Source organism: Paenibacillus sp. FW101-FHT12H11, assembly GCF_058790355.1.
The window spans coordinates 268,413-281,380 of sequence record NZ_JBYTCO010000003.1; the positions used below are offsets into that span (position 1 = coordinate 268,413).

14 protein-coding genes are annotated in these 12,968 nt (G+C 43.9%); 12 read left to right on the forward strand and 2 right to left on the reverse strand.

The annotated features are described in order from the left end of the window. Window positions 1-66 precede the first annotated feature (66 nt). From AC3WTJ_RS11425 to AC3WTJ_RS11435, 3 genes are all read left to right on the forward strand, one after another. Window positions 67-549: a DsrE/DsrF/DrsH-like family protein gene (locus tag AC3WTJ_RS11425; RefSeq protein WP_492521823.1), complete on the forward strand. Its 483-nt coding sequence runs from the start codon at window positions 67-69 to the stop codon at window positions 547-549. A gap of 88 nt (window positions 550-637) precedes the next feature. After that, window positions 638-898 (forward strand): metal-sensitive transcriptional regulator, encoded by a 261-nt coding sequence (locus tag AC3WTJ_RS11430; protein ID WP_145667279.1) that lies wholly within the window; start codon window positions 638-640, stop codon window positions 896-898. Between the two features lie 24 nt (window positions 899-922). Further along, complete coding sequence (locus tag AC3WTJ_RS11435; RefSeq protein WP_492521824.1) at window positions 923-1,309, forward strand: rhodanese-like domain-containing protein; 387 nt, start codon at window positions 923-925, stop codon at window positions 1,307-1,309. A gap of 180 nt (window positions 1,310-1,489) precedes the next feature. Here the strand turns inward: AC3WTJ_RS11435 and lgt are convergent, their stop codons facing one another. Beyond that, the gene (gene lgt, locus AC3WTJ_RS11440; protein WP_492521825.1) at window positions 1,490-2,287 is read right to left on the reverse strand and encodes a prolipoprotein diacylglyceryl transferase; all 798 of its coding nucleotides are present in this window, start codon (window positions 2,285-2,287) and stop codon (window positions 1,490-1,492) included. A gap of 218 nt (window positions 2,288-2,505) precedes the next feature. Beyond that, entirely contained in the window at window positions 2,506-2,703 is a 198-nt protein-coding gene (locus AC3WTJ_RS11445) for a restriction endonuclease (protein ID WP_492522218.1), read from the reverse strand. 393 nt (window positions 2,704-3,096) lie between these two features. On the opposite strand from AC3WTJ_RS11445, the gene AC3WTJ_RS11450 reads away from it, so the two are divergent. The 9 genes from AC3WTJ_RS11450 (at window position 3,097) to AC3WTJ_RS11490 (ending at window position 12,966) form a co-directional block, all read left to right on the forward strand. Then, window positions 3,097-4,887, forward strand: coding sequence for a sensor histidine kinase (locus AC3WTJ_RS11450; RefSeq protein ID WP_492521826.1), 1,791 nt, complete (start codon window positions 3,097-3,099; stop codon window positions 4,885-4,887). Further along, the gene (locus tag AC3WTJ_RS11455) at window positions 4,859-6,460 is read left to right on the forward strand and encodes a response regulator (RefSeq protein ID WP_492521827.1); all 1,602 of its coding nucleotides are present in this window, start codon (window positions 4,859-4,861) and stop codon (window positions 6,458-6,460) included. The genes AC3WTJ_RS11450 and AC3WTJ_RS11455 overlap by 29 nt, the downstream gene beginning before the upstream one ends. A gap of 211 nt (window positions 6,461-6,671) precedes the next feature. Next, window positions 6,672-7,568 carry a carbohydrate ABC transporter permease gene (locus AC3WTJ_RS11460; protein ID WP_492521828.1) on the forward strand — a complete coding sequence of 299 codons (897 nt, stop codon included), beginning with the start codon at window positions 6,672-6,674 and terminating at the stop codon, window positions 7,566-7,568. Between the two features lie 13 nt (window positions 7,569-7,581). After that, window positions 7,582-8,412, forward strand: coding sequence for a carbohydrate ABC transporter permease (locus AC3WTJ_RS11465; RefSeq protein ID WP_492521829.1), 831 nt, complete (start codon window positions 7,582-7,584; stop codon window positions 8,410-8,412). A gap of 96 nt (window positions 8,413-8,508) precedes the next feature. Beyond that, complete coding sequence (locus tag AC3WTJ_RS11470) at window positions 8,509-9,837, forward strand: ABC transporter substrate-binding protein (RefSeq protein ID WP_492521830.1); 1,329 nt, start codon at window positions 8,509-8,511, stop codon at window positions 9,835-9,837. 20 nt (window positions 9,838-9,857) lie between these two features. Then, window positions 9,858-10,775, forward strand: a complete 918-nt coding sequence (locus AC3WTJ_RS11475; protein WP_492521831.1) for a dihydrodipicolinate synthase family protein — start codon at window positions 9,858-9,860, stop codon at window positions 10,773-10,775. A 36-nt stretch (window positions 10,776-10,811) separates the two neighbouring features. Further along, window positions 10,812-11,507, forward strand: a complete 696-nt coding sequence (locus AC3WTJ_RS11480; RefSeq protein ID WP_492522219.1) for an N-acetylmannosamine-6-phosphate 2-epimerase — start codon at window positions 10,812-10,814, stop codon at window positions 11,505-11,507. Next, window positions 11,504-12,484 carry an ROK family protein gene (locus tag AC3WTJ_RS11485; protein WP_492521832.1) on the forward strand — a complete coding sequence of 327 codons (981 nt, stop codon included), beginning with the start codon at window positions 11,504-11,506 and terminating at the stop codon, window positions 12,482-12,484. Before AC3WTJ_RS11480 ends, AC3WTJ_RS11485 begins: the two co-directional genes overlap by 4 nt. Further along, on the forward strand, window positions 12,481-12,966 hold the full coding sequence (locus tag AC3WTJ_RS11490; RefSeq protein ID WP_492521833.1) for a NanQ anomerase/TabA/YiaL family protein: 486 nt from the start codon (window positions 12,481-12,483) through the stop codon (window positions 12,964-12,966). Before AC3WTJ_RS11485 ends, AC3WTJ_RS11490 begins: the two co-directional genes overlap by 4 nt. Window positions 12,967-12,968: the final 2 nt, after the last annotated feature.

The window sequence follows — 12,968 nt, forward strand, 5'->3', positions numbered from 1 at the left end:
AGTATCATTTTTTTGAATTCTTTATATACCTATACACGTACAAGTATAATAAAAGGATGTGGGAACATGGGAGACAACAAAGAGAAAACGACAATTGTCCTTTTTAGCGGAGAGCTAGATAAAGCGATCGCCGCTTTTATTATCGCGAATGGCGCTGCCGCCTATGATCACGAAGTCACGATTTTCTTGACCTTTTGGGGACTGAACGTAATTCGTAAAGATCAAGAAATCGATGTGAAAAAGGGATTCCTGGAGAAAATGTTTGGAAAGATGATGCCACGTGGAGCAGAAAAGCTTGGAATTTCCAAAATGAATTTCGGTGGCATGGGCCCAAAAATGATTAAACATGTGATAAAAAAACATAATGCTTTAACCCTGCCACAATTAATTGAATTAGCACAAGAACAAGGTGTTAAACTGGTTGCTTGTACGATGACAATGGATTTGCTCGGTTTACAGCAGGAAGAGCTGCTGGATGGCATTGAATATGCTGGGGTTGCCGCTTATTTGGGCGATGCCGCTGATGCTAAAGTAAATCTGTTTATTTAACTTTTCAGTTCTCCAGCCTTCTTATTGTTTTCGTTGGTCACATCAGCAATAATATACCTATACTGGTATAATGAAAGGGTGGCAGAATATGAAATACGATGATGATGTAAAAAAGAGGTTAAAACGTGTGGAAGGCCAAATCCGCGGTGTCTTAAAAATGATGGAGGAAGAACAAGATTGCAAAGATGTTGTAAGTCAAATATCAGCTGTCAGAAGTGCCGCGGATAAAGCGATTGCCTACATTGTTGCGGTCAATTTGGAACAGTGTATCCTGGAGGAAATGGAAGCTGGAAGAGATTCGAGTAAGATGGTCAAACAGGCTGTCGAATTGTTAGTTAAAAGCCGGTGATAGCATCTGGAAAGAGGTTAGCCCATGCAATATACATCCATTTTAAATATCGTGGCTTTAGTGTTTTTAGTCTGGTTTATTTATTCCAGGTTTGCAAGCTTAAAAGGTCTAAATAATCTATCGCCAGCTCAGTTTCGGGAAGAATTGAATGGGAAGTGTGATTACGTTCTGATTGATGTACGTGAACCTGGTGAAGTAAAGCAAGGCTACATTCCAGGTGCAATCAATATACCGTTATCCAAGATGAAACAAAGAGTTGGAGAAATTCAAAAAAATAAACATGTATATCTATATTGTCGGAGTGGCATGAGGAGCAAACAAGCAGCAAGAATTCTAAAAAAGAATGGTTTTAACGAATTATCCCATTTACAGGGCGGAATGATGTCCTGGAAAGGGAAGTTAACTAAATAACAAAGAAACATTAGCCCCCATGGGTTAATGTTTTTTTGTTTTCCGGTTTGGACTGATGCCCAATATACAACCCATTTATTAGGCAAAAACATACGAAAGGGGATCAAGAATGGAAGCTTTCGCTCATCGAAAATAGTCGTTGCTTTCACTAGTACTTATTTGGTTTATTATTGATTGTACTTATTGGTCGGATAATGAACCCTTTTGAGTAGCTTGCTTCCAATAAAGATAAAACCCAACTAGTATACAAATTAAAATTATGCCTACAGAGGTCCATTGAGCTGTAGTCCAGCCTAACATATATTTTGGTGTATCGCCTCTAAGCATTTCTAACAGGAACCGCCCAATATTGTAGAGAACGTTTGTTATGAGAAATAAATATCCTCTCTGTAATCTTTTCTGTAAGAGCATCATTACAATAGCAAAAATAATGACATCCATTTGTCCTTCCCATACTTCTGCTGGAAATAAGGGGTGATCACCAAATGTTGTTCTTGCGATCGTGCCTTCTGGGTACAGAATCCCCCAATTGCCCCCAGTTGGATCTCCGAAAGCATCTCCGTTCATAAGATTGGCATCTCTGCCAATACTTTGTCCAAGAATAAGACCTGGTGCACATAGATCTGCAAGTTCCCAAAAAGAAATTTTATGCTTTCTAACATACCATATTGCTACTAGTACAGCCCCAACAATTCCACCTTGAATAGATAATCCACCGTGCCAAATAGCTATAATTTCTTCTGGATTCTTGGAGTAATAACCCCAATCAAACAAAAAAACCTGCCAAAAACGAGAACCTAAAATAGCACCGATAAACATAGGTACGGCAAGATTTAATAAATGTTCAGCGAGCACATTCTTCTTTTGAAGTTTAGCCAATGTTACAGTAACACCTATCCCTAATATACAGGCTAGCACAAATAGAATACTATAAGAGCGAATCGGGAACGAACCAATATGACCTAGAAACTGAAGCAAAATAAATCCTCCTAACAGGGAAGAACCCTGACGTAATGACCTATCTAATACTATACCTTAAATTTATACCTAAAAACCAAATTAAATCAGTCTCATAGTTTTATGGCTCTTCAATAGAAAAATATTATCCATTAAATATGACACTAAGTTATGACCGCCGACTTATATCGATAATGAAAGGGAGTTTATACTTTCTTTAGAGTACAATTATTTCAAATTCACGCCTGTTTCAAAAAATGATTATTTTCATTTGTATCGTTGTTAAAATGGCCATGTTCATGTACTAGTTTTTTCATATAGAGCGACCAATATTGAACAAGTTGAAGTCCATCAATCAATTCCACACCGACTTCTTTTGCATACTTTTGTGCGTTTGAAGTAAATCCACTTGTCGTAAGTATAATGCCACCTTTGATCTAGGATTTCACGAACAGCGGCGGCTTTATTAATACCTTTTTCGTCTCGGTGATGGGGACGGATGGTCAGGCGATGCTGCAAAAGCCGGAACTGTTCCGCTCGCTTTATGTGATCTCGGATATTTGGCAGCGCATAGGCTGGGAGTCAGTACTGGTACGAGAGAGATTTAGGGTAATGAAGAGGCTGTCCCAAAAGTCATTGAAATGACTTCTGGGACAGCCTCTTCATTTCTTTATATATGTGGATGCTCTAAATTGTGCCTTTGCGCATAGTGTGGTAGACTTCACTAAAAGTTGCTCTTCGTTTTCCTTCTCTATTTGGAGAATGAGGGAAGGAGGGCAGGTAAATTTTAAGCAGAGTGGGGTCGCGCCATGCAATGGGTGAAAAAATCAATGCAACGCTGGAATTCTATTCACAACCAGATTCTTTTTTTCATTCTATTGTTTCTCATCATTCCCCTATTTATTAGCGCCTTTTGGATCGATAAACCTCTTGAGCGCGTGATTGAGAATAAAATCGGCAATGCGACATCAGAAGCTTTGTACCAAATCGATTTCAACATTGAGTTATTACTGCAGGATATGCTGAAATCCGCGGTAGATATCTCAACGAACCCCAATATCACCTCCCTGCTGAAACAGCCGAATTCCGTTACGTATTATGAAAAGCTGCGGCTTGCAGATAACGCAATGAATAAGCTTTATTCTTCTTATTTTTCGGAAAGTTATGTAACTTTGCTCGATATGCACGGCAATTGGTTAAGCAACAAAATTGTCCAACAAGATTTATACGACGAGTATATTCAATCGGACTGGTATAAAGAGATGCTAAAAGAACCATTTGGCATTAGCTGGATGGCGAATGACAGCCGCAATTATATTTATTATGACAAGAGTCAGCTCGTTACGCTGATTAAAACCATTACAGATGTACAAACCAATCAAAACATCGGGATCGAGCTTTTTAGCGTAAGCGAAAGCGATTTTCGCAAGTACATGTCGAAATTGGACGGCAATGTCATGATCATGGACCAACAGGGGAAAATCATTTCCAGCTCCATGAAAGCGGGCATGGATCCCATAGAGGTTTTACCAGAAGATGTCTCCCCAATATGGGACTCCTCCAAAGGGCAGCTGATTGTGGAAAAAAATCATCAGAAATGGATTGCCAGCTATGACACGATTGGATTAACCGGCTGGAAATTAATACAGTTTATTCCTTACGATACGGTGTTTAAAGAAATATTTGATTTGCGCAGAACGAATATGATCACGGTCGGGATCATTGTCATCGTATTTATGCTGCTCGCGTTCAGCATATCTTACCGAGTATCCAAGCCGGTCAAGCTTTTAAATAAACGAATGAAAGAAATAGAGAAAAACGACTTTAACAGCTCCTTGGCGCTTTCGGGTCCCAATGAAATTGCTACGCTGATCGATACCTATAACCACATGGCCAGACAAATCCGGGACCTGCTTCAAAGGCTGAAGGAGGAGTATGTCCAGAAAGAAGAAATGCGTTTTCGAGCGCTTCAGGCGCAGATTAACCCGCATTTTATTTTGAATACGTTGAACAATATCAAGTGGATGGCATATATCCGCAATGACCGGGAAGTCGGGGAGATGTTGTCCAGCCTGGGAAGTATGATGGAAGCGAGCATTGGAAGAGGAGAAACGTTGATTTCGCTTAAAGAGGAAATGGACTATGTTGAGCATTATATTACTCTAATGAAATTGAGATACAACGATAAATTGAGTGTCGAGTTTCATATTCCCGAACCCTTAATGAAGCAGGAAGCCATCAAATTTATGCTCCAGCCCATTATAGAGAATAGCATTCACCATGGCATTGAGCCGATGGAAGGGAGAGGCGTTATTACAATAAAGGCTGTGGCCGACCAAGATCAAAATCAAATGATATTAACCGTCACAGACAATGGTACGGGGATTCATCCGGACAAAATCGATAAAATTAATCATTGCTTATTGCAAGGACATGAACATGCTGCATCGCAAAGTATCGGTATTATGAATGTGCATGAGCGCATCCGGCTTCAATACGGTGAAGGTTACGGTTTGCATATTCAAAGTAAGGCGAACGAGACGACGGTCGAGTTCAAATTGCCGCTCAAAACGATTGAAGAAGGGAATGCTTATGCCTCTGAAAGTACTGCTCGTAGATGACGAATTTTTGGTTCGATTAGGTATAAAATCATTGATTGACTGGGAGCAGCACCAGTTGACCTATGTCGGGGATGCACAGGATGGTTTGGAAGCCTTGGAGATTATCGAGAAGACGAGGCCCGATATCATACTGACCGACATTGTCATGCCTAGAATGAACGGTATTGAGCTAATTGAGAAAGTGAAGAGCGAATACCCGGATACGCATATCATTGTGCTCAGTTCTCATAATGATTATGAATATGTGCGGAAAGCAATGAAATTGGGAGTAGAAGACTATATTTTGAAAGCGTCATTAAAACCTGAAGAGCTTTTGCAAATGCTGCTCGAGGTTTCGAAGAAAATTTCATCAAGCCGGGAGGTTCGGCAGCGTCAAATCGATACAAAGCCCGCGGTGGAAGTGAGTGAAAATGGAGGTTCGCGGCAGCTGAAACAGTGGATTTTTCAGGGGAATGTCATAGCGGAAGAAACGCAGGTTGCAGAAAAAGATACAGCATTCTTTCTGAATGGCTATGTTTTTGTACTGATAACCATTCATCGTAATCAGCGTCGAACCGATAGCTCGGACAAGATGAAGTTAATGAATCTTATTTCCTTACAGCTGGACAAGAGCACAGAGGGCATATTTCAAGATGTGAATGAGGAAGAGATCGTCCTGCTTTTGCCCAAAAAGAAGGAGGGAGTCCTTCCCGTTGACGAGGCGATCAGGTTCGGCAAGGAGATCATGGAGGCCGCAAGAAGATTTATTAATCTGTCTCTTAGCATAGGGATCAGTGAAGGGTCTCAAGGTATAGAGAGTCTGCCAGACGTATACGCGAGGGCGAAACGCGCGCTCCAAAATTATTTTTATGAAGGAAAAGAAAAGGTTTATTTATATGGCGAGCACTTGGAGAATATTCCGGCGGGGAATGTGATACTCCAAGAGGATGAGACGGTCTTGAAAGTCGAATTGGACCGTATGAACGCGGCGGGGATCAAGCAAGTATTGGACAGAATCTTCGAACGGATGGAAATGTGGAAGGGTCCCGTCGAGAAGTGCATCCAATTGTGTTTACATCTGCTGCATACGATTCAGAACGGCCTAAAACCTTATCAGGAAGACTTGTTCAAAGAGCTTGAGCAGGAGGAACCCCTATATAAACAAGTCCTTAACTTTGATGAATTGAGTAAGGCGAAGCAATGGTTCGAACAACTCATTGATGATTGCTGCGGTCAGGGGAAAGCATTGGGGGGAGGAAACTTCCGGGAAGATATTCAACAACTCATTCTTTACATGAAATCCAACTATACAGAGGACATCTCTTTGAGGCATGCCGCCGAACGAGTCAGAATGAGTGAAAATTATTTGAGTTATTTGTTTAAAAAAGAAACGCAGGTCGGTTTTTCGGAATATCTCAATCAAATTCGTGTAGGAAAAGCAGCGGAATTATTGCTTGAATCCAAGCTGCCTGTGTATGCGATTGCAGAAAAGGTAGGCTATGAGAACTTCAATTATTTTGGCCGAATCTTTAAGAAAACGATGGGTGTAAGCCCTCAACAATACCGTGTAAAGTTCAAATCCTCCTTATCCTAAGGGGGATTTGTTGTTTTTGTTTGCACATTCGTAAAAAAGTGAACAATGATCGTGGAAAAGTGAACAGCTGTAAAAACTCCTTATTTTTATGAACAAAAGCAATAGATACGTTCCTGTTTTATAAAGTTTCCGTAAACTATAATAATTCCTGTAAGCGCTATACAAAAAGAAAAACAACTAGAATAACAGATTATGATTTGGAGGGGTGAAGATGACGACTAGAGTTGCTAAGGCGTCGCGGCGGTCTATTCGAGGTGAATATTGGGGGCTCTTTTTTATTGCTCCATTTGCCATTTTGTTTCTTATTTTTGAGATTTACCCGATTGTAAACGCCTTCTATCTTAGTTTTTTTGATTACGGACTAGGGCAGAAGGAATGGATTGGGCTTGGGAACTATGCGGAATTGATGTCAGATCGCGTCTTTTTACGCTCCATCGCCAACACATTCGGTTTTGTCGTCGGCACAGTGCCATTAACATTTATTTTCGCCATATTTGCGGCCGTGCTCATTTATGGCAAACATAAGCATATTGCCTCTTTCTTCAGAGGTGCGTTTTACTTGCCGATCATCACTTCTCAAGTCATTCTTTCCTTAATTTGGGCTTGGATCTATAGCCCTGTGAACGGGATTGCCAACTATGCCTTATCCTTGTTCGGAGCAAAGCCCGTCATGTGGCTCTCTGATGAACGCGTAGCCTTATTAGCGCTGATTCTAGTCGTTGTGACCTTTAACGTGGGACAACCTATTATTTTACTATTAGCTGCATTGGGTAACATATCTCCTGAGTACTATGAGGCGGCGGATATCGATGGGGCTTCAGCGCCAAGAAAGTTCTGGCACATTACGCTGCCGCTCTTGAAACCGACATCATTGTATATTCTGGTCATGTCAACGATATGGGCCTTCCAAACCTTTGTTGTTGTACAAATGCTAACGGGAGGCGGACCCAACTACGCCACTTCCACGATTATGTTTTTGTTATATGAAACCGCATTCGTGTATGGAAAGCTTGGCGCAGCCTCTGCAATGGGCATCATTATTACTGTCCTGATTTCGATTGTTGCCGTTGTTCAGTTTAAGCTCATGAAGTCAGATATTCAATACTAAGGGAGGAGTACTCATGGCTAAATCATCTTACTTGATCATGAAGGTATTGGGGAATATCCTTCTGTATGTGTCTGCCGCATTGTTTATCTTTCCGTTGTATTGGATGTTTACCGGCGCTTTTAAGAACCAGTCTTCCAGTGTGAAAATTCCTCCTGACTGGATTCCTACAAAAATAACGATGGCGAACTTCTCCAATCTGATCAATGACGGCTCCATCTTTTATTGGTTGTACAATAGCGGCTTGGTTTCTGTTATTGCCACAGTTGGCGTTGTCCTCATTGCATCAATGGCGGGTTACGCTTTAACCAAGCGAAAATTCAAAGGCTCCGAATTTTTCTTTAGTGCCGTCTTAATTGCAATGTTCATTCCCAGACAAATTACACTTGTTCCCTTATTTACGATGATGCGGGACCTTGGTCTTGTGAACAATTTGGCGAGCGCCATTTTGCCGGTGTTGACCATCCCGTTTGCGGTATTCATGATGAAGCAATTCAGCGAATCCGTGCCGACCGAGCTGCTGGAAGCCGGAAGAATTGATGGCTGCTCTGAAATCGGATTATTTTTCAAATTGTTCTTTCCGATCATTAAGCCGGCCATTGGGGCGCTTGCAATCTTTACATTTACGTATGCCTGGAACGATTACCTCTGGCAGTTGATTATGCTCAGCGATAAGACCAAAATGACGATAAATGTGGGTATTTCAACACTCGTATCGGAGTATGTGGCCAATTATGGGCTGCAAATGGCTGCCGCATCGCTTGGTTTTATACCGGTATTCATTATTTTCATCAGTTTTCAGAAATATTTCGTGAAAGGCATCACACTTGGCGGTGTAAAGGGTTAATTTGATACTACTTTAGGAGGTGAGCCTTCGCGCAACGGAGTGAGAGGAATGTGTTATGGTTTCTGATTTGATGAATGAAAAATTGGAGGGGTTTACATGAAAAAGCTTGCCATTACTTTGTTGTCATCTGCGTTAGTTCTAACAGCTGCCGCGGGATGCGCCAAAACAGACGAGAAAAAAAATGCGGGCAATGCGCCGGCAGCGACAACGGGTTCGAAAGAGAAAGTCGAGCTCACTTGGTGGGTTGATGCACGCGGAGATGTGAAGCAAGTCTATGACGACATCAAAGCAGGATTTGAAAAAGCGAATCCAAATGTGAAAATTAACATGGTTGTAACGCCGGACGACAAAATCAATGAACGAATCAGCGTCGCCGCCAATACGAACGAAGTTCCTGACATTCAACAAGGTTCATTCTTCTGGCCATTGTCTTATGCCAAAAAAGGATTGCTGGTTCCGCTTGACGATATGATCGACAAACAAGATTTCGAAGAAAAAACATTGAAGTCCGTTTCGGTGGACAACAAGGTCTATATTTATCCAAACAGCACGGTCGCTATCGGGTTATTAGTGAATAAAGATTTATTCAAGGAAAAAGGTGCACTGGATCTTCTCCCTCAAAATATGCAGCCGTGGTCTTCCGAACAGTTTCTAAAAGCGGCCAAGGCAGTGACGGACCCGTCGAAGCAAACTTACGGTTACGGACTTTATGCTGGGGATTCCGGCGGTGACCAAGGAACTCATTCTATTTTATGGGGTTTTGGCGCAAAAACATGGAATGATGACGATACGAAGGCAACTCTGAACTCACCGGAAGGCGTGAAAGGGCTTGAATTCTTGACCAAGCTGACGGATGAGGGCGTGGTTCCGCCAGGCGCGGCCGGGCTAAAAGCGACTGCGGTATTCAACGATATGTTCGTTCAAGGCAAGCTTGGCATGGCGTTTGGAAATATCGGGAATTTACCGACGTTGAATAAGGCATTTGCTGAAGGAAATGCCAAAAAATTCGATGTCGATATTGTACCTTTCCCTTCCGTGGATGGAAAATCTTCAAACACAGTATTGTTTGGTTATGGAACTTGGATGTGGAATACGAAGAATGAAGTGAAAATGAAATGGGCCAAAGAGTTTGTGAAATTTGCGAACAACCCGGAAAACATGGGCAAGATGACCCAAGCGGAATCCGTCATTGTAGCGCGCAAATCGCTTGCGAAAAGTTATGAGGCCGGCACAATGAAAAGCAAAACCATCGAATTGTTCAAATACGCCGGAGACATCGGTGAGTCCGTTCCAGGATATCCGCAAACTCGCGCCGCTTTCTACCCAGAGGTTCAGGCCGCATTGACGAAGGCCAAAACGGCTCAGCAAGCATTGGACGACTGGGTGAAGAAGTCAAACGATATTATTGCAGCTTCGTCGAAATAAATTAAAGGAGAATGAATAACATGAAAACTTATGACTCAGGTCGCTTCAAAGGTATAACAGTAGCTATGTATTCTTGCTATGACGAGAAAGGCGAAGTGAGCAAAGAGGCAGCTAAAAAATTAGCTCGTCACTATGCCAATATTGGCGTGAATGGTTTATACGTGGGAGGCAGTTCCGGGGAAGGGATGCTTCAAAACGTCGAAGAACGGAAGCAAACACTTGAGGCAGTTATGGAGGAAGTTGGCCAAGAAATGACGATCATCGCGCATGTTGGCGCACCTTCTACCCGAGACAGCGTCGAGCTATCCAAACATGCTGAGCAAGTAGGCGCTCATGCGATATCAGCAGTACCGTCGATTTATTACCGTTTGTCTCCGCAAAGCGTTGAACATCACTGGCAACAGATGATAGACAGCACATCGCTGCCGTTTATTATTTATCATATTCCCCAAACGACAGGGTTTCAATTGTCCAAAGCTTTACTTACGAAAATGGCAGCCCAAGAGAAAGTCATCGGGGTGAAAATATCCGCCGAAAGCACCTTTGAATTGCAGCAGTTTAAAGCGGCCGGTGGAGATGATTTCCTTGTCTTTAACGGTCCGGACGAGCAGTATTTGGCAGGCCGCAGCATGGGGGCGGACGGCGGTATCGGCGGCACATACGGTGTTATGCCAGAGTTATTTATGAAAATTGAACAGTGTTATGTCGAGGGTAAAGCGGAAGAAGCCCGCAAATGGCAGTTTATTGTGAATGATCTGATTGCGGAACTGCTGTCCTTCCCATCCTTGTATGGTGCTTGCAAACAGATTCTGAAGCTGCGCGGTTTGAACACCGGCGAAGCGAGATTGCCGTTCTTGCCAGTTCCAGAGGCGGAAATGGGCCGTTTAAAAACAATCAACGAGAAAATCTTGTCGTATATCAACCAAGCTCAGGTCTAATTCATTTTGGGAGAGGGAGGATGACACATGAGTAGAATGAGCAGTATTTTTCCTGAAAAAGGGTTAATTGTTTCCTGTCAGGCACTTGCGGACGAACCTTTGCACGGCGGCGACACGATGACGAAAATGGCAAGAGCCGCGGTGCAATCCGGAGCTATTGGCATTCGCACGAACGGTGTATTTGATATTCTTTGCATCAAACAAGAAGTTGATGTGCCTGTTATCGGACTTATTAAACGAGATATTCCGGATTCGGCTATTTTTATTACCCCGACCCTTACAGAAGTAAAAGCCATCATATCGGCTGGAGCGGATATTGTTGCTCTGGATGTTACGGACCGCGAGGGACGCTTGGAGGCTGTGAAGCCCTTGATTGCATATGCTCATGAGCAAGGAGTTGCTGTTATGGCCGATGTTTCCACACTGGAGGAAGGGTTGGCTGCGGAGAAGCTGGGCGTAGATTTCATCGGAACGACACTTTCGGGGTATACGCCTTACAGCCGGCAGCAAGACGAGCCTGACTTCGAGCTATTGTCCCAATTGTGCGCCTCCGTGCAGGTTCCCGTTGTTGCGGAAGGTCGCATTTGGACACCGGGGGATGCGGCTAAGGCGATGCAAACCGGAGTCCCCTACGTTGTCGTCGGAAGCGCCATTACGCGTCCGCAGCTGATAACTTCGCGATATGTGAATGCCGTGCGTAATAGCATTGATTCGGGGGAAGTGAAGCGATGAATGCCGGATGGTATGACGCTCAATCCGCTTATGCGATTGGTGTGGACATAGGCGGTACCAAAATCAATGCGGGCATCGTTAGCAGATCGGGAGAAGTCCTTCATTCGCTTAGCCTCAGAACCTTAGCGGGGCAAATGCATACGGGCAATCGGGCAATAGAAGCAGTTGAACATTTGCTCCAGAAAGTAGTGCTGGAGCAGCCCGACTTTCGGGTACGGGGCATCGGGATCGGAAGCGCCGGGCAGATTGAATGGGCGAGCGGTCAAATTCGATTTTCCTCCGATCTTATACCGGGTTACCAAGGGACGGAGCTTAAGAAGATCATGCAGGAAAGATTTCATCTGTCCGTACACGTCGATAACGATGTGAATGTACTCGCACTCACGGAAAAGCGGTTTGGAGCGGGAAAGGGCATCGATAACTTTATATGCCTTGCTCTCGGAACCGGCGTAGGGGGAGCTATTGTCGTTAATGGCCGCTTGGTACATGGCGCTTGGGGCGGGGCAGGTGAACTTGGCCATATGTCCGTTCATTTTCAAGGTCCCTTTTGCATATGCGGAGGGAGGGGCTGCTTGGAGCAATACGCATCCGGGACCAGTATCGCCAGAAGGATGAAAGAGAAGCTGGTGACAGAAGGGCTTCCTGCGAAGGATGTGGATACGCGCGAAGTTTTTGCCCGTTGGCAGGCTGGCGAACCGCTTGCTAGTACGATCATGGAAGAAACAATAGCCGCTCTAGGCACAGCTATTGCCTCGTTAATTCACACGTTTAATCCGGGGCTGATCGTCATCGGCGGCGGCGTTGCAGAAGCGGGTGAGCTTCTGTTTGACCGGCTGCGTCAAGAAGTGCGCAGTCGAACGATGGCTTCTATGTTGGATGCCGTTCGTATCGAGCCGGCTTATAAAGGCAATTGGAGCGGCATGATCGGCGCGGCTATGCAAATCTGGGAATACGCAGACGAAGGGGTGCAGCTATGATTATAGGAAATAAGGAAAATTGGAGTAAGGAACGCCAGTTTGTCCATCCCGTACTTAGGAAAATCATAGATGAGGTACAAGGCGTGGATTTCTCCAAGATTGGGAATGGCAGATATGCGTTACAAGGCGACGATATTTACTATACGGTTATGGAACTGAATGCAAGGGACGTGACAGAAACCCGGGCAGAAAAGCACAACACGTATATCGACATTCACTTATTGTTAGACGGCAAAGAAACGATCGGTTGGGCGGGAGAATCTGCTGAACTTACTGTGGTTGAAAGCAGCAAAGAAAATGATTATAGCTTGTACGATTGGGCTGCCGGGGAACAGTTCCTGGAGCTTGCTCCAGGCATGTACGCTGTCTTTTATCCCCATGATGTTCATAGGCCGGGCCTGAGAGGAAAAGACGACCCTGCTCCTTCCCGCATTCGGAAAGCTGTCGTGAAAGTCAACAAAGACCTTTTCATAGGAGGATAGTC